The organism is Paenibacillus sp. NPDC058367 (assembly GCF_042723305.1).
Classification (GTDB): Bacteria; Bacillota; Bacilli; order Paenibacillales; family Paenibacillaceae; genus Paenibacillus_AQ.
The window spans coordinates 184779-203625 of sequence record NZ_JBHXIZ010000003.1 but is presented as its reverse complement, the minus strand read 5'-3'; the positions used below and the strand labels follow the sequence as shown (position 1 = coordinate 203625).

Annotated in this window: 19 protein-coding genes, 1 riboswitch and 1 other annotated feature; of the genes, 10 read left to right on the top strand and 9 right to left on the bottom strand. The window is 43.1% G+C overall.

The features are described from left to right. Positions 1-25 precede the first annotated feature (25 nt). From ACFWMP_RS17775 to ACFWMP_RS17760, 4 genes are all read left to right on the top strand, one after another. A complete protein-coding gene (locus ACFWMP_RS17775; RefSeq protein WP_036676174.1) occupies positions 26-742 on the top strand; it encodes a response regulator transcription factor in 717 nt (238 codons plus the stop codon). Then, the gene (locus tag ACFWMP_RS17770; protein ID WP_042190254.1) at positions 743-2179 is read left to right on the top strand and encodes an ATP-binding protein; all 1437 of its coding nucleotides are present in this window, start codon (positions 743-745) and stop codon (positions 2177-2179) included. It begins immediately after the preceding gene. 118 nt (positions 2180-2297) lie between these two features. Then, positions 2298-3791, top strand: a complete 1494-nt coding sequence (glpK, locus tag ACFWMP_RS17765) for a glycerol kinase GlpK (protein ID WP_339242755.1) — start codon at positions 2298-2300, stop codon at positions 3789-3791. A 14-nt stretch (positions 3792-3805) separates the two neighbouring features. After that, positions 3806-4021 carry a helix-hairpin-helix domain-containing protein gene (locus ACFWMP_RS17760; RefSeq protein ID WP_339242753.1) on the top strand — a complete coding sequence of 72 codons (216 nt, stop codon included), beginning with the start codon at positions 3806-3808 and terminating at the stop codon, positions 4019-4021. Between the two features lie 70 nt (positions 4022-4091). Here ACFWMP_RS17760 and ACFWMP_RS17755 read toward each other — a convergent pair whose 3' ends face one another. The 6 genes from ACFWMP_RS17755 to ACFWMP_RS17730 form a co-directional block, all read right to left on the bottom strand. Next, positions 4092-5084, bottom strand: coding sequence for a 3-oxoacyl-[acyl-carrier-protein] synthase III C-terminal domain-containing protein (locus tag ACFWMP_RS17755; protein WP_042190247.1), 993 nt, complete (start codon positions 5082-5084; stop codon positions 4092-4094). A 51-nt stretch (positions 5085-5135) separates the two neighbouring features. Beyond that, a complete protein-coding gene (locus tag ACFWMP_RS17750) occupies positions 5136-5486 on the bottom strand; it encodes a hypothetical protein (protein ID WP_042190245.1) in 351 nt (116 codons plus the stop codon). Between the two features lie 39 nt (positions 5487-5525). Next, entirely contained in the window at positions 5526-5894 is a 369-nt protein-coding gene (locus tag ACFWMP_RS17745) for a carboxymuconolactone decarboxylase family protein (RefSeq protein ID WP_042129622.1), read from the bottom strand. Between the two features lie 10 nt (positions 5895-5904). After that, positions 5905-7548, bottom strand: coding sequence for a thiamine pyrophosphate-binding protein (locus tag ACFWMP_RS17740; protein WP_052404378.1), 1644 nt, complete (start codon positions 7546-7548; stop codon positions 5905-5907). A gap of 118 nt (positions 7549-7666) precedes the next feature. Further along, positions 7667-7762, bottom strand: a riboswitch (cyclic di-GMP riboswitch). A 190-nt stretch (positions 7763-7952) separates the two neighbouring features. After that, entirely contained in the window at positions 7953-9203 is a 1251-nt protein-coding gene (locus tag ACFWMP_RS17735; RefSeq protein WP_042190241.1) for a methyl-accepting chemotaxis protein, read from the bottom strand. Between the two features lie 122 nt (positions 9204-9325). Next, entirely contained in the window at positions 9326-10282 is a 957-nt protein-coding gene (locus ACFWMP_RS17730) for a helix-turn-helix transcriptional regulator (protein ID WP_379424370.1), read from the bottom strand. Positions 10283-10455: 173 nt separating this feature from the next. Here ACFWMP_RS17730 and ACFWMP_RS17725 point away from each other — a divergent pair, with 173 nt between their 5' ends. Then, positions 10456-11289 (top strand): SDR family NAD(P)-dependent oxidoreductase, encoded by an 834-nt coding sequence (locus tag ACFWMP_RS17725; RefSeq protein ID WP_076284554.1) that lies wholly within the window; start codon positions 10456-10458, stop codon positions 11287-11289. A gap of 72 nt (positions 11290-11361) precedes the next feature. On the opposite strand, the gene serA is transcribed toward ACFWMP_RS17725, so the two are convergent. Beyond that, complete coding sequence (serA, locus tag ACFWMP_RS17720) at positions 11362-12954, bottom strand: phosphoglycerate dehydrogenase (RefSeq protein WP_076284555.1); 1593 nt, start codon at positions 12952-12954, stop codon at positions 11362-11364. Positions 12955-13200: 246 nt separating this feature from the next. After that, positions 13201-13431 (bottom strand) — a binding site (T-box leader). Between the two features lie 110 nt (positions 13432-13541). Beyond that, positions 13542-14453 carry a hypothetical protein gene (locus tag ACFWMP_RS17715; protein WP_042190235.1) on the bottom strand — a complete coding sequence of 304 codons (912 nt, stop codon included), beginning with the start codon at positions 14451-14453 and terminating at the stop codon, positions 13542-13544. A 115-nt stretch (positions 14454-14568) separates the two neighbouring features. Here ACFWMP_RS17715 and ACFWMP_RS17710 point away from each other — a divergent pair, with 115 nt between their 5' ends. The 3 genes from ACFWMP_RS17710 to ACFWMP_RS17700 are packed head-to-tail and all read left to right on the top strand — an operon-like array spanning position 14569 to position 16366. Continuing rightward, positions 14569-15162 (top strand): CPBP family intramembrane glutamic endopeptidase, encoded by a 594-nt coding sequence (locus ACFWMP_RS17710; RefSeq protein WP_042190233.1) that lies wholly within the window; start codon positions 14569-14571, stop codon positions 15160-15162. Next, positions 15159-15527 (top strand): hypothetical protein, encoded by a 369-nt coding sequence (locus ACFWMP_RS17705; RefSeq protein ID WP_042190231.1) that lies wholly within the window; start codon positions 15159-15161, stop codon positions 15525-15527. The genes ACFWMP_RS17710 and ACFWMP_RS17705 overlap by 4 nt, the downstream gene beginning before the upstream one ends. After that, positions 15485-16366 (top strand): metallophosphoesterase, encoded by an 882-nt coding sequence (locus tag ACFWMP_RS17700; protein WP_379424369.1) that lies wholly within the window; start codon positions 15485-15487, stop codon positions 16364-16366. Before ACFWMP_RS17705 ends, ACFWMP_RS17700 begins: the two co-directional genes overlap by 43 nt. Positions 16367-16463: 97 nt before the next feature. On the opposite strand, the gene ACFWMP_RS17695 is transcribed toward ACFWMP_RS17700, so the two are convergent. Further along, the gene (locus ACFWMP_RS17695) at positions 16464-17372 is read right to left on the bottom strand and encodes a polysaccharide deacetylase family protein (RefSeq protein ID WP_379424368.1); all 909 of its coding nucleotides are present in this window, start codon (positions 17370-17372) and stop codon (positions 16464-16466) included. An 85-nt stretch (positions 17373-17457) separates the two neighbouring features. Between ACFWMP_RS17695 and ACFWMP_RS17690 the strand changes: the two genes are divergently transcribed. Together ACFWMP_RS17690 and ACFWMP_RS17685 are read left to right on the top strand one after the other, a co-directional pair. Continuing rightward, entirely contained in the window at positions 17458-17853 is a 396-nt protein-coding gene (locus ACFWMP_RS17690; RefSeq protein WP_042190229.1) for a hypothetical protein, read from the top strand. A gap of 263 nt (positions 17854-18116) precedes the next feature. Beyond that, on the top strand, positions 18117-18731 hold the full coding sequence (locus ACFWMP_RS17685) for a genetic competence negative regulator (RefSeq protein WP_042190227.1): 615 nt from the start codon (positions 18117-18119) through the stop codon (positions 18729-18731). The last annotated feature ends 116 nt before the right edge of the window (positions 18732-18847 follow it).

Here is an 18847-nt window from a genome sequence, read left to right as displayed (position 1 = left end):
TATTTGATGAAGGGGTTGTTGTGAAATGGCAGATCATTTAAACAGAATTCTGGTAGTGGATGATGAGGAACGCATTCGCCGCCTGCTAAAGATGTATCTTGAAAAAGAAGGTTATGAAATCGACGAAGCTGAAGATGGCGAAATCGCTCTTCGCAAAGCAACAGCAAATGACTACGGTCTAATTTTGCTGGATGTTATGCTGCCTGGCATTGATGGAATGGAAGTGCTGACCCGACTCAGAGGGGTCAAATCGACACCTGTCTTAATGCTTACAGCTAAAGGCGAAGAGATTAATCGTGTACAGGGCTTTGAAATGGGCGCGGATGATTATGTCGTGAAGCCATTTAGTCCTCGCGAAGTGATTTATCGCGTGAAGGCCATTATGCGCCGTTCTTCAGCAACAGCATTTTTGTCCAAAGAGAGCAACTCCAGTAATAACATTGTATTCACTCATCTTATTATTGAGCATGACGCACACCGAGTAACTGCTGGCGGTGAAGAAGTGAGTCTGACACCGAAAGAATACGAACTGCTGCATTATTTGGCGATTTCACCGGATAAAGTGTTCTCTCGTGAAGAACTACTTAAAGATGTTTGGAATTATGAGTTTTTCGGAGATTTGCGTACAGTCGATACCCATGTTAAGCGTCTTCGTGAAAAACTGAATAAAGTATCACCGGAATCCGCGGCGATGATTACAACTGTATGGGGTGTAGGCTACAAACTTGAGGTACCTAAATAAGTGAACTTCTGGAGAAGTCTTGTCGGCAAGCTGTGGGTCACGATCATCTGCCTGGTCGCTGTCGTGCTTATTACACTCGGGTTGTTTCTACTTCCCTATATCGACAGCAACTTTGCTAATTCCGGCGATATCAAACGTTTATTTATGTATACGTGCATGATCGGATTTTCTTTGACGACATTCTTCGCGTTGTTCTTGTTTACCAAAATCACTCAGCCGATGCAACGTGTCATCGAGGCTGCAAACAACATTCGACGTGGTGAATACGGAACAAGGCTGACGCTGGTCACAAGTGACGAGATTGGCCAATTGGCGACTTCCTTCAACCATATGGCTGAGGAGTTGGAAGAGAATATTCGCAGTCTGCACCATGAGAAGGGCCATCTATCCAGTGTATTACGCAGCATGAGTGATGCTGTAATCACCTTTGACATCGAAGGCCAGATTATTCTGACCAATCCGCACGGTCAATCGCTACTTGAGAGCTGGAGCGATTTAGAGTGGGAACAAGAGAGTGACATTGAACCTCATACGGAAACGGCTGAGAGTAATGTTCCACCTCCCCTGCGTCCTTTATTTTTGAGCACGTTGAAAGAAGGCGGCGATGAGCGTTCTAATGTACATGTCCGGCAGGGCGTGTGGTCCGTCCATATGGCACCTTTATATTCTGAGGGTAGCATTCGTGGAGTGGTTGCTGTTCTGCGTGATGTGACTGAAGAAGTACGACTCGAAAAAATGCGCCGTGACTTCGTGGCAAACGTCTCTCATGAGATTCGGACGCCATTATCGATGATGCAAGGTTATAGTGAGGCTTTACTTGACGGAATGGCATCTTCACCAGAGGAAAGCAGTGAACTGATTCAGGTCATTCATGATGAATCGCTCCGTATGGGACGTCTTGTAAAGGATCTGCTCGACCTTGCGCGAATGGAAGCTGGACATACGGATATGTTGAAGGCAGAAGTAGATGTGAACGAACTGCTGGAACGAGTGTATCGCAAATTTTCCGTACGTGCGAAAGAGCGTGATATTCATCTGCAGCTAAATAAAGAGAGCGATGTCCTTGTTCTTAAGGCAGCGGATGAAGATAAGCTTGAGCAGGTCTTAACCAATTTGCTCGATAATGCTTTTCGTCATACGCAGGGTGGCAAGAAGATCACAGTTCATACAGGAACTTGTGTCTTAGAAGGGCGTCGCTATTTTGAAATTAAAATTCAGGATGAAGGCGTCGGCATTCCGCAGGAAGATCTGCCTTATATATTTGATCGTTTCTACAAAGCCGATAAGGCACGTGTACGGGGAGAATCAGGTGGAACGGGACTCGGGCTTGCGATTGTTAAAAATATTGTTGAGTCGCATCACGGAACCATTTCAGCTTCCAGTAAGTTGGGCGAAAGTACAACCTTTACCCTAAGACTTCCTGTCGAAAAACAGTAATTCCAAACACAATGTGTGATAGCGCCTCTGACAGCAGAGGTGCTTTTTGTTGAAACAAACACATTAATCTTGTTCATCGTGGAACATATCTCATTGTTTATGCTTGGGAGGCCATCAAATGATTTTATCTTTAGACCAAGGGACTACCAGTTCACGAGCCATAGTGTTCGATGAGGACGCTAGAATCGTCTCACAAGGGCAATATGAGGTTGAACAATCTTTCCCACACCCTGGCTGGGTGGAGCATGACCCAGAGCAAATCTGGGCGTCACAGCTTGCAGCTGCAAGAGATGCGATTACTCAGGGCGGGATAACACCTCAGGAAGTATATTCCATTGGAATTACAAATCAGAGGGAAACGGCCCTGATCTGGGATAGAGCAACAGGCAAGCCGATTTATCCTGCGATTGTGTGGCAGGACAGACGTACTGCAGAGCTGTGTGAAGAGATCAAGAGTAAGGGGTTAGAGGGACTCATTGCTAGCAAGACGGGACTCGTTGTGGATGCTTATTTTTCTGCAACAAAATTCTCCTGGATTCTTGATCATGTAGAAGGCGCACGAGAGCGGGCGAATAATGGCGAGCTACTAGCTGGGACAGTAGACAGCTGGCTAATCTGGAAGCTTACTGGCGGGGCTGTACATGCTACTGATGTAACTAATGCATCGCGTACGATGCTATATAATCTACATGAGCGCTGCTGGGACGAAGAGCTAATGGAGGAGCTTCGTGTACCACGCTCCATCCTGCCAGAAGTGAGGATGTCCGGTAGTGAATTTGGAGCAGCAGACGCGCAGTGGTTCGGGACAGAAATACCTATTCACTCTGTATTGGGGGATCAACAAGCTGCTTTGTTTGGACATACTTGTCTTGAACCCGGCAGTGCCAAAAACACATATGGAACTGGATGCTTTATTCTGATGAATACAGGTACAGAAGCTGTAGTCTCCAGTCATGGGTTGTTGACCACTGTAGCTTGGGGAATGGGGGATGAGCTCTATTATGCACTCGAGGGCAGTGTGTTTGTAGCCGGAGCGGCTGTACAATGGCTTCAGGAGGGGTTAGGACTCATAACGGAGCCGGCAGGCTCGGAAGACAAAGCGCGGGAAGTAGAGGACAGTGAAGGGGTTGTCGTCGTACCTGCTTTTACTGGACTAGGTGCCCCTTATTGGGATATGTATGCACGTGGAGCAGTCTTCGGTCTAACTAGAGGAACCACCTCGGGGCATTTGGTAAGAGCAACGTTAGAGTCATTAGCATTTCAGTCTAGAGATGTAATTGGGGCGATGGAAAAAGATGCAGGCATGCCATTGACCGGACTTCGTGTAGATGGTGGAGCGGTTCGTAATGATTTGCTGATGCAGTTTCAGTCTGATATCCTCGGTAGTGAAGTTACTCGAACTACATATGCGGAGACGACTGCGCTGGGAGCAGCACTTCTGGCTGGATTAACCTCAGGAGTTTGGACAAGAGAGCAGCTAGAAAGCTTTAACAAAGCTGAGAGGGTCTTTTCACCTGTAATGGGTATAGATGAGCGTGAACGACGTTACAACGCCTGGAAAGACGCTGTAGCGCGTACCATGGGTTGGGAAAAACATGAAAGATATCAGTGATCAGGGAGATGCATATGTCTATGTTTAATGGAACAGAATCTGATCTACCGAGTGGACTATCTAAGCCTGCACTTCGAGCACTTCATGGTGCTGGGTATACACAGATTCACCAAATCAGTAAGCTCACTGAGTCAGAGCTTCTGCAGCTCCATGGGATGGGACCAAAAGGGATTGATGTACTACGGCGTGCGCTCACTGAAAAGGGGTTATCCTTTGCCAGCGAGTCCTAAAGAACAGATCAACCTAAAAAGCGGCAAGCTAAGGATAATCCTTGGCCTGCCGCTTTTTAGGTTGTAACGCTTAATATTCAATTACAAATGCAACGTTTTGCCATCCAGCGCCCACTGTCCAGAACAGAACTTTATCTCCGCGTTCGATCTTTCCTGTAGTAATAGCTTTGTGTAGAGCGATAAACGGGCTACTGGTTGAGGTGTACCCGAATTCATCACCTATGTAAACCGCAACCTCACGATCAATCCCCACTTTTTCACAAACACCAACGATATTAGGCAGTGAAAGCTGTGAGAAACAGGCCGCTTTAATAGATTCAGGCGCTATGTTGTTATCAGATAGAAGCGTGCGAATCGATTCAGAAGCAGCATCTACGCAAATGGAATCATCAAATGGAATGAACTTCACATTGAATTCTCCAGCCGCTACGCCTTTTCTACCCAGATTAGCCAAGCCTTCAGCCGGGAACATGGAGTTGCCATAAACGCATGTGTCTGTTTGATAGACAGAATCAATGAAGCCTACCGCATTATCATCGCGCACAAGAAGGACTGCCGCAGCTGCATCACCGAAGTTAGCATAATAGACTGGATCATTCTTATCTGCATGAGGTGCTACATAATCGGATCCGATGACCAAAGCACGTTTAATTCTAGGATTGGCTTGCATTTGACGGCTCACCTGTTCTACGGAAGCAGTCATACCTGCACAGTTAGCGTTGCTATCTATACAAATTGTATGGGATGCGCCGTTAATTAAACGGTGAATCATTAAAGAGTTAGTAGGAAAGATATATTCAGGAGTTTGACTTGCATAGGCAATAAGATCGATATCAGCGCCAGTGAGACCATTTTTATCCAACACATTACTGGCAGCCTCAAAAGCCATCGTAAGAGAATTTTCTTCCTCATTCTTAATGCTATAGCGCGTATCACGACCTAAAGTGGTCAGTAGACCTCGGATATCAATACCCTTTTCGTCAAAATGCTTAATAAAAAAGTCGTTACCAACTTTATTACTAGGATGATAGATATCAATGTCTTGAATACGAATTCCGGTCATATGAATGAATCCTCCTGAAAAACTCTATAGTTTTTTTAGTTATAAGAAGAATTAAGCTGTAACGGTGGAAATGATCTCGATGTTATCTAGTCCTGCTTTACGACCCAGACGAGCAAGCTGCATTTTAAGAATTGGGTTATTCTCAAGGGTTAGATTTACTTTTACAAATCCATCATTCTTAAACATTACGAAGCAACCTTCCAAAAGAGGTACAACATCAGGTGCAGTTACGTTTAGCTTTCTGCAGTCGATTTGTAATTCATAGTCTGCTGGAGTGATAGGATTAATAGTTTGTTGATAAGCTTGGATAGATTTCAGACCATCTTCTTCAGAAAATGTTCCTTCCAGCTCAATATTGATCACTTTTTTAGTAGTGTCTGTCTTTAAAATAAACTGTCCCACGTTAACATCTCTCCCGATATTTTAATTTACTGAAAATAGTTACTTTATTTCTTCAATCGTTTCGAGAAGAATATTAAAAGCGGTGATGATTCTAGGTGCCCCTATAGCGGGTACTAAGTGTAATAGAATACCTTTGAGTTGTTCTACAGTAACTCCCACACGAAGAGCCATGACATAATGAACACCCAATTGATCAAACTGACCCATCGAAATCAGGGCAGAGATAACTGCGATTTCCTTCCAGTCAGCTTCGATTGTGTTGCGTTGAAAAATATCGCCGTAGGCATTCCCCATAATAAATTCAGCCAAATCGGGGAAATGTTCTTTAATCGGAGCCAGTGCTTTAGCTCCGTAGTCTCCAGAGAGATTCGTGAAGTGGTTCAGACCACTGTTTACATTGTCTTTCATAAGTGACCTCCTAATTTAGGTTCAAAGTACGGTGAGCAGTCGGAGGGACCTCATCACGGTCTGTTAGCAGTTCAATGACGGCAACACGGTTGATGGCAACAGCGTCCTTGATGGCTGTTTCGAACTCCTCCGCTGTCTCACATTTGTAACCCTTAGCGCCTAGTGATTCTGCGAATTTCACAGCATCCATAGGGACTTCGTAGATAGTTCCGTCAATACGTCCTGTAGTTTTTTCCATACCTTTTAGAGCCATATCTAGCTGTTTATTATTCACAACAATGAATATGACAGGAATATCCTTGCAGACAGCAGCGTTAATCTCTGCGCCTAGCATCATAAAGCAGCCATCTCCTGTAATGCAGAAGATCGTTTCTTCTGGAGCAGCAACCTTTGCACCAATCGCCATTCCGATGGAATTACCCATACAAGCAAAGTAAGCATCGAAAACAAAACTGCCCGGTTTCTTAACCTTGTACCATTTCGCAGCATGGAAACCGTGACTTCCATCATCAACAAAGACTGTGCTGTTATAAGGAATCAAATCACTCATCGTACTCAAGACCGATGCAAGTGAAAGGTTTGGTAAAATCGGAGGCTCTTCGGTATAATCGGAATTTGTCGGTGCTTCGCGTTTTGTGATGTTGTTCGTGTCAATATTATTGAGATAGTAAACTAGATTGTCCCGTAGATCTCCAGTCACTGGAATCGTTTTAGAGAACAATATTTTTCCGACAAAAGTCGGATCGCTATCAAACTGAATTAATGTTGCAGGATGATTTTCCCTTTTAAGATTACAAATAGTCATATCACTTAAACGTGACCCGAGAACGATAAATAGATCACTTTGATTCAGCAAGTCATCCCCATGGGTACAACCGCCTACTCCAATTGGACCGTGATAGAGTGGATGATCCCAAGCTATAGCCCCTTTACCACCTGGAGATGTAACTACAGGAATATTAAATGTTTCCGCTAATTGAATTAGCTCACTATGTGCTCCTGAGCGGTTAACGCCTTTACCCGCGATAATTATTGGATTCTTAGAGTTATTTATAGCATCAAGTACACGGTCGATATTAGCATGGCTAACCAGTGATTCGCGTTCAGGGATTACAATATTACATTCCTCTAGCAATTCCGTTTGTACATCAAAGGGAATACAAAGGTGAACTGGACCACGATTACCGCTCAAAGCAATGGATATGGCATGATTAAAGATTGTGTTAAAGTGATCTCCACGTTCAATAAGCTTGCTATATAAGGTGGCAGGTCTAAACATATCAGCTAAATCAGCTAGAAAAGAAGTAGAGTCCTGACATTGGGGAATTCCAAGCTCTTTAATAGATTGATGGCCAGTAATAAATAGGACAGGTAGGTTGTTAGCCTTAGCATGTGCTGCTGCAGTTAATAGGTTTGTTCCACCAGGACCTGAAGTACCAAAAGCTACACCTAGTTTTCCAGTTTTAAGCGCATACCCGGCTGCTTCGAAGCCGGAACTGGACTCATGTCTCCCAGGAATAAATTCAATACCGTAATCTACCATTTTAAGAACAATAGGACAAATGGATTTCCCAATAATACCAAAGGAATGGGTAACTCCTAGGTTCCGTAGTGCTTCCGACATGTAATCTGCGACTGTCTTCAAAAAATACACCTCACAAGTTGATTGTTATTTTAAAATCAAACATTAGAAAACCTGTGCTCTGAATTAGGGCACAGGTTGGTGGCATAAATCGCCATAGAGACTGAACAATTGTTCAGTCGTCTTGGTTTTCTGCAACCTGGCAGTCATGGCCTCTGATTAAAAATGAGGCTGTAGATCCATGGTTTTGCGTCATCCTCTTTCGAAGATTTTGCCAATATTAATTTTAAAATTTATAAGAAGAATTTTCCTTTACAATATATTCCTAGAGTACCTTTGTCAATATATTTTCGCAAATTAACTCGAATTTTGACGAAAGTCTTGTCCAACCTATGAAATAATAGATATAAAAAAACTCCCCCTAAGTCAAAACTTAGGAGGAGTTTTTGGTCTTGTTTATATGATTTGCAAGTGACTTAAAACTTGAAAATATGGATAGTCTTCTGTAGATTAAACACAGCCTGTGTCATTTTCTCAGTTTCTTCAGCGACGGACTGCAGGGCATTAATTTGTTCATTCATAGCGGCGGATACTTCCTCGGTGCCGGCAGCGGTTTGCTGTGTGATTGCAGAGATATTCTCTATTGCACTTGAGATTTTCAAGGCACTTTCCAACATCAGATCACTTTCAGCAGAGAAGGAAGAGATTTGCTCGGTAATATACTGCACACTTTGCACAATTTGAGCAAAGATATGAGCAGATTGAGTGATCATCTCATTCTGTACCTGTACGACTTCTTCGTTGATAGCGATATTGTCAATCGCTTGTTTGATATCAGTTTCGATGCTCCGAACTAAGCCAAAGACTTCCTTCGTTGAAGCCGTTGATTCTTCGGCAAGTTTACGAACCTCCTGTGCGACTACAGCAAATCCTCGACCATGCTCCCCGGCGCGTGCTGCTTCGATGGAGGCATTCAGCGATAAGAGGTTGGTCTGCTCAGCGATCTCTGTGATGGTTTTTGTAATCATCGTAATTCCGCGAGCATTATGAGACAGGGCTTCGATAGTATCAGCTACTTTTTGAGTAGCCTGGATGTTTTTGCGCATGCCTTCAGCTTGAGTATCAACGGACTGCCGTCCTTGTTCAACTAGTTCTAATGTATGTATTGAACGTCTGTTCATTTCTTTCGTTGAGTTCGTATAATTGGATACTTTATTCTCAATATCTTTAATGGATTCTGTCATTTCAGCGATATCCGTAGATATTTCATTTGCACCAAGAGCTAGCTCGTTAGACGAAGAGGCTACCTGTGCCATGACAATTTTCAAATTCTGATTCTTATCTTCGATTCCACGGCTTGCATCCATAACTTGACGAGTGATTTGTGATGCTTCTGTCAAAATCTTCTTGAGCTTGTCAATCATAGTATTAAAGGAACGACTTACGTCCCCCATAGACCCGTTCTCATCGGCTCTACTAGTAAAATCCCCTTTTGAAATACTATGAGATACATTCGCGATGTCATCAAAAGAAGATGTAAGCGTTCTCTCGATAAAGCGGGCCACGGGGAAAGTTAGAGCAGCAAGAACTACGATTAGAACAATACCCAAAATAATGTTGCCTAAGATCATAAAAGTAACTAAAACAGGAATGGCAAATAGTGCGGCAACGAGGTAACATCCGGCAACAATTCTTTGTTTTAACGGAAGTTTATGCATCCAGTTCATTGGTATAATGTCCTCCTTATTAATATTATGTATTGGTGTTATTATATGGGATTTAAAGGTGATTGGTCTATAGTAAGAACTGACATAAATCTTCTTTTCGAAGTAGTTCTTTAGATTTCGTGTCAAAAATCCTCATAAATAGCGGAAATTTTTGCGATAGCAGACTTTACCATCTCTAAAAGTTCTTGCGGTGAAAGTACAATAACCGAGGGACTAAAAGAAAGGATTATCCGGCAGGCCGACTCGATCGTATTAAATTCGGCATCTACGTTCACCCACTCTGCATTGCTTGTTGGCTCTATCAATTGGACAGAGACAAATCTTTCTCGCTGTAATTCTTTTAAGACAGATGTTCTAACCCTTAGCATTACTTGATACTTTGGCAGTGCTGCTTTAAAGGCCGTGGTGGACTCTTCCCAGTACTGTTTTAAATCAAAGTCATCAGGTCTTTTAAACCACTCATGAGTCTCCTCAACGTTAACTAATCTGGACACACGAAAGGTCCGTAGTTCTTCTTTGCTTTTGGCTACGACATACCATACTCCGCGTTTTGCAACTAACCCAAGAGGTTCAATGAAACGGACCGTTCTCTCGTTGCTCCGGAGATAAGTGATTTTTACTTTGCGGTCCTCCCAAAGTGCTCTCTGCAGTACAGAAAGGAACGGATAAGTCTCATCCGAAGGATGCCAACTGGCGCCATCAATATGAATACGCTCGCTTAGGTAATTTGCTGAGTTACTAAGTCGATGTGAGGATGCAGCCTCTAGTTTGAGAAGAGCGGAAGAGTAGTCGTCTTGTATCCCCAGATCCTTCATTATAGATGCGTCAGCGGACAGAAGCAGTGAACCAATCTCTTGTGGCTTCATTCCCGTTAGGGAGGTTCGGTAGCCTTCAGTAAGCATCCAACCTCCTTCACGACCACGTTCAGCTAAAATGGGTATTCCTGAAGCACTTAATGCTTCCATATCACGAAACACAGTTCGTTCTGATACCTCGAGTGTTTGGGCCAATTCTCTAGAAGTCATTTTTCCACGATTTTGCAACAGAAGTAATATTGATAACAAACGGTCGGCTCTCATTAGGCTATTGTACCTCCTCGAATTATTGATTAGACGATCACCATTAATCATTTCTAAATCATGATTATATTATATATGTCAGTTGATGTCATATATACGGGCTATACTTATAAAACGTAAGGAATGTTCACAGAATATTGAAATCCGAATTCATGTGGAAAGGGTTGAATGCTATGACATTGAAAGGGAAAGTCGCATTGGTTACCGGGAGCAGCAGAGGTGCTGGGAGGGGGATCGCTTTAGAATTAGCAAGAAGAGGCGCCTTTGTCTATATTACAGGGAGGACCACAGATGTATCCGTCACAGAGCATATTAAGGGGAGCATAGATAGCGTACTTAGAGAAATAAAAGAAAGTGGAGGTTCTGGTGCGGTAATACGATGTGACCATACGAAGGATCAAGAAACAGAAGCAGTGATCCGTCAGATCGCTGAAGAGCAGGGGCGGCTCGATATCTTAGTTAACAACGTGTGGGGAGGCAATGATTTAGCTATCGAGCAGAAGCCTTTTTGGGAGCTACCTACAGCTCATTGGGACAATATGTTTAATGCCGGTGTGAGAGCACAGATGATCACAAATTATTACGCAATTCCCTTGATGCGCAAGGCAAAAACTGGTGGTCTAATTATCCATACAACCTTCTGGGATCATTATAAATATTTAGGCAACTTTTATTATGATCTTTCTAAAAATGCACTTTTACGTATGGCTTTCGGATTGTCGAAGGAGTTAAAGGATGACGGCATTGCGGTTATGCCACTTTCACCTGGATGGATGAGAACAGAAGCGGTTCTAGAAGCCATGAATACAGATGAGGAACATTGGCAAGAAGTTGAGGAACTGAAAATGAGTGAATCGACGACATATATTGGTCGAGCAGTGACTGCACTAGCCGCTGATCCAGAGGTTATGTCTATGTCCGGTGAGCCACAGCAGGTTGGAAAGCTTGCTGAAAAATATGGTTTTACAGATATTGATGGAAGGATAATCCCTTCGTTCATAATATAGGAAGAAAAAGATTCGTAAAATATAAGAAAGGCCACTCCAATACATTCTGGAATGGCCTTTCTATATTATAGATTAAAGAAGGATGATTTCTTCAGCAGTGTTAATTTCTGGTAAACCAGCGAGTTTCACAAGGACTTGCTTAGGAACGGCTTTGTCAACGGTCAGCAGCATGATTGCAGCGCCCCCAACAATTTTACGTCCCACTTGCATGGAAGCGATGTTTACATCGTTCTCACCAAGCAATGTACCCACGAGTCCGATAATCCCTACTTTGTCGTTATGGGATACAAAGATTTGATGACCTTCAGGAGCAATATCAACTGGGAACTTATTCACTTGAACAATCCGTTCTCCGTAACCTTGCAGCAGGGTGCCGGCAACAAGATACTCTTGGTCACGATCAGCTTTTAGAGTAACAGTAATCAGGTTGGTAAAGCCTTTAGTTTTAGAAGCTTTAGTTATTACTACGTTCACGTCGCGTGTTTTCGCTAAATGCATGGAGTTTACGATATTAACGTCCTCTGCAAAGTGGCGGGAGAGCACACCTTTTACAATGTAGCGGGTTAGTGGTTGGGTATCTACATCCGAAAGATCACCAGCGTATTCAACATGGATCTCACGGATAGCAGCAGCTGCAATTTGGGTAACAAAGCTGCCCAGTTTTTCCCCAAGCGTGAAGTAAGGTTGAAGCTTATTCATTACACTTGGAGCCACTGGAGGAATGTTGACCGCGTTAATGAACGGTTCATTACGCAGAATATGCAACACTTGCTCCGAAACATCGATCGCCACATTTTCTTGAGCTTCAATCGTAGAAGCGCCAAGGTGAGGAGTCACGATGATTTTTGGATGAGACAGGAAAGGATGATCTGCTTGCGGCGGCTCTTTCTCGAATACGTCGAACGCAGCGCCAGCAACAATACCGCTATCTATAGCTTCTACCAATGCCATTTCATCAATTACACCACCACGTGCACAGTTGATGATGCGCATTCCCTTTTTCATCACTTCGAATTGTGGGCGAGAAATCATATGGCGTGTTTCCGGAGTAAGTGGAGTGTGCACAGTAATGAAGTCTGCTCCGCGAACAACATCGTCTACGGAAGCCAATTTAACTTCCATCTTTTCAGCACGTTCAGCTGTTAGGAAAGGATCAAAAGCAAGAATTTCCATACCGAAAGCTTTAGCACGTTTAGCCACTTCGCTACCGATTCTGCCCATTCCGAGTACACCTAAAGTTTTGCCACGAAGCTCTACACCTACGAATGTTTTTCTATCCCAGGTTCCACCGATTGTTTTTGCATAAGCTTGTGGAATATGACGGGCCAGAGCCATCATCATTGCGAAAGCATGCTCACAAGTCGTAATTGTATTTCCATCAGGAGCATTGATTACAACAATACCACGCTTTGTTGCAGCATCCAGTTTGATATTATCTACACCAACACCTGCACGACCAATTACTTTTAGATTTTTTCCTGCTTCGATGATTTTGTCCGTTACAGTAGTTTGACTGCGGACAAGGAGACCATCGTATTCACCGATAATTGCAATGAGTTCGTCTTCGCTGAGTCCTGTTTTTTTGTCAACAACTACATCTTCTGCGTCCATCAATTGCTGAATGCCCAAATCACTGATTGGATCCGATACTAATACTTTAAACATGGTTTCTTATCCCCCTTAAAGTTGAAAAGCTTTATATGTCGAGGACGCCTTTTTGGGCAATCCACAATACCTGAAGATTCACGAACTAGTAGAGAAAAAACATGCGATAATAGTAGATCAACGCGGTGTCGCATAAAAGAAGCTGCGTGCAGAAGTACCGCGGAATCGGTAACTTTGGGCAAAAGGATAGTATAGATTAGGTATTTAGAAATTAAAAAAACTCCCGACCCCCATACTACTGCCGTAGTAAGGGACGAGAGTTATCTTCGTGGTACCACCCTAATTCACTGCAACTTGGAAGAAGCAGCCTCATTGGCCTGCAAAGGCCACACTGGTAACGGAGTTGATCCGATTGCACCTACTTTAAGGTTCGATACAATATCTCAGGAGCGCTAAAGACATCTGTTTGTCACCGGTTTGCACCAACCACCGGCTCTCTGAAGACTTCCAGAATCTTTGTTCCATCATCGTTTTTGATTGATTAATTTTTTCATAATGTAACACGGTAATGTAGATGTGTCAATAGGCTTTGAAAGTAGGCTTTCTTGAAGTGAACTTCATTTTTCGTTATGATTCAATGACTGGTTCTATTCATAAAAAAACGGGAGCTGTGGAATCGTCTCCTTGCTATAGTACTGCTCTCGCCACTTCATAAAATCCTCTACCTGTATAGCACCTGTGGAAATAAGCAGGGTTACTGAGGACTGAACATCCGTAAGATTCAATGAACTGGCTGTACCAGAATGTATCAAATCGTCTATTTTTGCAGTAATGTCCTGAGGATCGTAGGCTGCAAAAATTCCGCGATTTAACATCATATCAGCGATGGATGCGTTCTTTTGAAGAAGAGGCATTTTTTTCCACTGGATAAAGGACATGGTCTTTAGCTCACCAGCAACAGAAGGGATTTTCTGGTTTGTCTTAGAGCCCCACTTTAGCATAGAATCATAAAAGTTCTTTTGTGCGAGCAATCCGAATTTAACCGCACCGGCAGTATAAGGATCGTTTTTCAGCAATTTTGCCGTCTCTGCACCAGATGCACTTGCACTTATTTCACCAGAAGCTTTTGAGAATAAAGTTAAGCTTTTGAGTATGTTTAGCTGTGATTGATGTAATAAGGGAGAGTCTGAAAAGATAGAGTCCTGGTTAACTCTTTCATATTGTTTATCTGCTAGAAGGCTAAGATTCTTCATAGCTGCTGCATTTACACGGGCATCTGTACTGCGTGCCAACTTGTCCACTTGTGTGTTCCAATTCTGCTTGAATTCCCGATAAGGCAAAAATACGTTATGATAGAAAGTAACAAGATCCTTCTGTTGGTAAGAGCCCGTGAATTCTTCTAATCCATATCCATTACTGCTCTTTTGTTGCTCATATTTAGCTTCCGTTTTGTCTGCGCCAACCTTGACGCCTGTGAAAAATGCGGCGAAGGCGCAAATAAGGAAAAACAAAAAAAATAGAGTGTACAACATTTGTGTACGGGAGTTACGTTGGCTCATAATAAGTGCTCCTTTTTCTGGGGGAATTATCCTATGTATTATGTATTGATAGCAACATTATGGACGGTTTCTCTTTCGGAGCTGCCCCAAAAAATTAAAGAACAGGCAGGTCACGATGAAAAAATTCAAATTTGGCGAGATTAAGATAAAAAAAGTAGAGCCAGGTCAGTTAACAGACCGTCTTCTGCTCCTCAATCTCTACATTACTCAGGGGCTTACATTAATTATCGGTTTGATATGGATATTATTTCAGAAAAGAAATCCTTTTCAGCTATTAATTTTTCCAGAAAACGTACATTTTGTGGCATGGGGTCTTGGACTTGCTGCTGTAATGCTGGTAGTTGATTATTTATTGACTCATATTGTACCTGAAGAAAGCATGGATGACGGGGGAATAAACGACCTTTTATTTCGAAATCGGCCCGTATGGCACATTGTTGTAATTGCAGCTATGGTATCGATCTGTGAAGAGCTTCTGTTCAGAGGAGCCATTCAGTATTCCATTGGTCCTTATTGGACGAGTATTTTGTTTGCTCTTATTCATGTTCGCTATTTGCGCCACTTTGTACCTACCGGATGGGTATTCTTAAGCAGCTATGGTCTTGGATATATATACATTCAATCAGGAAGCCTATGGGCACCTATACTATGTCATTTCTTCATCGACCTTTTCTCTGGTTTGGTGATCCGCTACAGGAGGGAATCATGAGTGAGGAATTGAGCCGGTTGAAGTCTCGTCAGAAAAAGCGCAGTGGCGAAGGCAAAACTTCTGGCAAAAGTAAAAAAACGAATCCGCGATCGGAGGGGGCTCCTAGAAAGAGCAATCATTCCCGGACAACAACGGCAACTTTATCAAGGAAAGCGCGCCGTCCGGCAGCTTCTGCGAAGGGATCTAACGCTGGAAACAAAGAGCAGGAAGAATCTGTTCCATCACGTTCGGATACGTATTCATCAGAACGTGTTCGGCTTAGTAAAATGTTTGTTAACTCTCTGATTTTCATCTTTGTAATATTGCTGGTAGCGCTCCTCTGGTGGGGAATCGAAGGGGCGCCGCCTTTGAGTACTTTATGGTGATTTTTTGGATTTGGGGATTGGTTGTGGTTGTGCTTTTGATTGCACTAATCATTGCTGTGATTATGGTGAGTAACGCCTTTAGAAACAGAATTATTACCGAGGAAATAATTTTGAAGTCGCTCCCAGATGAGTTTGATGGGTTTCGTCTCTTATTTATAACTGACATCCATCGCCGCCGCCTTCCAACAGCACTGCTGACTCCGTTAAAGGGAACGGTGGGTGCTGTTTTATTAGGTGGTGATCTAACAGAAAAAAACAGTCCTCTGGATCGACTGACTGATAATATGACTTTAGTGACTTCTATTGCGCCTACCTATGTAGTACATGGAAATCATGATTATCGAGCTGATATTTCACTAGTTGATCAGATTATCCGGGGCAGTGGTGCTAAGCTGTTAATGGATGAGAATGTGCGTATTGAACGTGAGGGAGCTTCTCTTTGGTTAACGGGAGTGGATTTTCCGAAAAAGGGTGGTAACACTTCTTATCGTCCATTACCTGGATTAACGTCACGTGCTTCTTCACTAAATAACACTTGTCGTATCATTCTTGTTCACGATCCGCTCTGGTTGTCCAAACGTCAAAGTGTGCCAGCGGATCTGATATTAGCAGGCCACACGCATGGAGGGCAGGTCATTCTTCCTTTTTTGGGTCAAAGGCATGTGGAAAATTTCTATCATAAATATGATGTAGGAATGTTTCAATGGCCCAGAAGAGATGGGACAGGAAGGGATGCGAAGCTGCTGATTAGCAGAGGGTTTGGAACCTCTCACTTGCCGATCCGCTGGGGAAGTCCTGCTGAGATGCACGTGCTAACACTCCGAAAAGAGAAACATTAGAAAGCTGTCTTTGTACCGCTTGAACGGGTGGACAAAAAAACAGGTAATCTCCTTTCCATCAAGGGGATTACCTGTTTTAATTTATCCTAATTAGGAATTAGCGCATCTTAAGCTCAATACTGCGAGGATCTACAAAGCTATAGCCCTTGCCTTCAAGAGTAGTAAGCAGTTTATCCAACGCTTCAACTGTCCATGGTAGCTCATGCATCAGAATATTACTGCCGGAATGCAATTGATCCGTCACATTTTTGATTAACTTATCTGTTTTTCCGGTTTCTTTCTCTTTCATTTCCCAGTCCAGTGATCCATTGGACCAGGTCATATACAACATCCCATTCTCAGCGGAAATCTTCTTCCCTACATCTCCGCCAGCACCATGTGGGGGACGGAAAAACTGAGGGGCTTCACCAATAATCTCCTTGACCGCATTTTGAACGTCTTCGATTTGCTTCTTGACCTCAGTGTAAGACTTGTCCTTCAACACAATATGATCCCAGCTATGGTTGCCGATAATTCCTCCGCGGTTATGAATTAACTCTAGAAGCTCGGGATGCGCTTTAACGCGGTATCCATTTACGAAGAAGATCGCTTTGGCCTGATGTTTGTCCAGAACATCCATTAACGGATTAATCATTTCCGCATCTTTGGGACCGTCATCAAAAGTGAGCAACACGACTTTTTTATTTGTAGTTTCCTCATTTGGGACGATGTCGTAATTTTTGTTCATATGGTACAGCAGTGGAATTTCAGCGGAGTCTTCATCCTTACTGGCTGTATTATTACTACCTGTAGTTCCTCCATCTGCTGACGCTTCAGGGGTAGGGCTGGCTGTAACTTCAGGGGAAGGCGCTGTAGTTTCTGCGCTCTGTGTAGCTACCGCCGTAGGCGTATTGTTTGTGGTGTTTGTATCCTCGGCTGTCTTTCCATTCGCACCGCTGTTGCCACAGGCTGTCAGCAGTAAGGTAGCCAGAAGGAGCACTGATGTCATTTTACCCACTTTTTTCAACTCGCTTTCTTCTTATTAGGTTGCATGAGCGGCAATCTTTCCGCGAACACTAAACATGATTTTACCATACAAGGAGGCTGGAAATATGAATACTTCGTCATTTTTATGTGGGGTGCTGATGGGCGTCGCAGCCAGTATGATTATGTCCAAAAAGCGGAATTCTCTAATGTCTTCGCTGGGGCAATCGGGCGGTTCCATGAGTGGAGCGGCAGATAAAGCAAAAGAAAAAATAATTGGTATGGCTACGACAGGGTTTGGAAACACTGCTGCTTCAAGCAGCAATGCAAGCAGTAATACAAGCAGCAATGCTCAAAGTAATGGTTCGAACAGCGGAACCTCTGAGCATAAAACGGAATCACCGGCAAAATCAAAAGAATCCAATCTCAAATTACTAAAGGATTTCATTCGCAACAATCCTGAAGTGAAGAGCGAAGTGGAGCAAATTCTTAAAGAAACGCATACTGCCATACCGGGATTGTAACCGTAAAGGACTCCTTCAGAATCATTTTGAGGATGAAATATTCCGCAGAATGATTCTTTTTTATATTCAAGGGCTTGAAAATGGTTTATGAATTAGAATAAGCTCTTCAGTAGTGGCAATGCTTTAAGAGGATTTTATATATTTATTTTCGTGCATTTATCTCTGCAAAATGATAACATACATACATAGTAACCATTTTTGGCTCATTACTCGGGACTCATCATACATTATAATAAATGAGCTTGCAAAAGGAGGATCCTGTCATGAGAATAGAGCGATTAAGTCAAGATAAGATACGGATTTTCCTCACTTTTGACGACCTGAGCGAGCGGGGCATCCAGAAGGAAGACATGTGGCAGGAAGTTCCCAAGGTACATGACCTGTTTACGGAGATGATGGACCAAGCATATAGTGAACTAGGTTTTGATGCTACCGGTCCGCTTGCCGTAGAAGTTTTCGCATTGCCCGCCCAAGGCATGGTCGTTATAGTGACCCGAGGAAAATATGATCACCATCAGTACGGTGCGTCCGGGGAAGAAGAATTGCCAGAAGAGATTTACGAAATGGAAGTTACTCTTGAACAAAGCGACTCCATTGTATATGCATTCCGCGATTTCGAGGTTCTTGTTGAAGCGGCCCATGTGCTCATTGGTAATATTACTTCCCAGGGGAAACTGTATTCTTATAACAATAAATGGTATCTGTACTTCGATCCTAAGGAATTTGAAGAAACAGCGTTGTCAGGTCTTGTTGGCGTACTAGCTGAGTTTGGAGATTCCTCACCGGTTACTGAAGCTGTCCTCGATGAATACGGGAAGACAGTAATGCCGGAGAATGCAGTCCAGTTATTGTGCACTCATTTTAAGCGTCAGGATTAAATAGCATGATAGGGCTGATAAGCATCGTTTTAGCTAATTAGCCCTATTCTTGTTCTTGATGGTATGGCGGTCATTCTTGAATTAAAGCTGTTATCTGCCTTGCTGTAATCAGCAGA

Coding starts and splice junctions, on each gene's coding strand:
- ACFWMP_RS17730 (WP_379424370.1), bottom strand. CDS start 10,282: ATGAGAGCCGACCGTTTGTTATCAATATTACTTCTGTTGCAAAATCGT.
- ACFWMP_RS17710 (WP_042190233.1), top strand. CDS start 14,569: ATGAAAAAATTCAAATTTGGCGAGATTAAGATAAAAAAAGTAGAGCCA.
- ACFWMP_RS17685 (WP_042190227.1), top strand. CDS start 18,117: ATGAGAATAGAGCGATTAAGTCAAGATAAGATACGGATTTTCCTCACT.
- ACFWMP_RS17760 (WP_339242753.1), top strand. CDS start 3,806: ATGTCTATGTTTAATGGAACAGAATCTGATCTACCGAGTGGACTATCT.
- serA (WP_076284555.1), bottom strand. CDS start 12,954: ATGTTTAAAGTATTAGTATCGGATCCAATCAGTGATTTGGGCATTCAG.
- ACFWMP_RS17775 (WP_036676174.1), top strand. CDS start 26: ATGGCAGATCATTTAAACAGAATTCTGGTAGTGGATGATGAGGAACGC.
- ACFWMP_RS17725 (WP_076284554.1), top strand. CDS start 10,456: ATGACATTGAAAGGGAAAGTCGCATTGGTTACCGGGAGCAGCAGAGGT.
- glpK (WP_339242755.1), top strand. CDS start 2,298: ATGATTTTATCTTTAGACCAAGGGACTACCAGTTCACGAGCCATAGTG.
- ACFWMP_RS17735 (WP_042190241.1), bottom strand. CDS start 9,203: ATGAACTGGATGCATAAACTTCCGTTAAAACAAAGAATTGTTGCCGGA.
- ACFWMP_RS17715 (WP_042190235.1), bottom strand. CDS start 14,453: ATGAGCCAACGTAACTCCCGTACACAAATGTTGTACACTCTATTTTTT.
- ACFWMP_RS17690 (WP_042190229.1), top strand. CDS start 17,458: ATGAATACTTCGTCATTTTTATGTGGGGTGCTGATGGGCGTCGCAGCC.
- ACFWMP_RS17705 (WP_042190231.1), top strand. CDS start 15,159: ATGAGTGAGGAATTGAGCCGGTTGAAGTCTCGTCAGAAAAAGCGCAGT.
- ACFWMP_RS17745 (WP_042129622.1), bottom strand. CDS start 5,894: ATGAAAGACAATGTAAACAGTGGTCTGAACCACTTCACGAATCTCTCT.
- ACFWMP_RS17755 (WP_042190247.1), bottom strand. CDS start 5,084: ATGACCGGAATTCGTATTCAAGACATTGATATCTATCATCCTAGTAAT.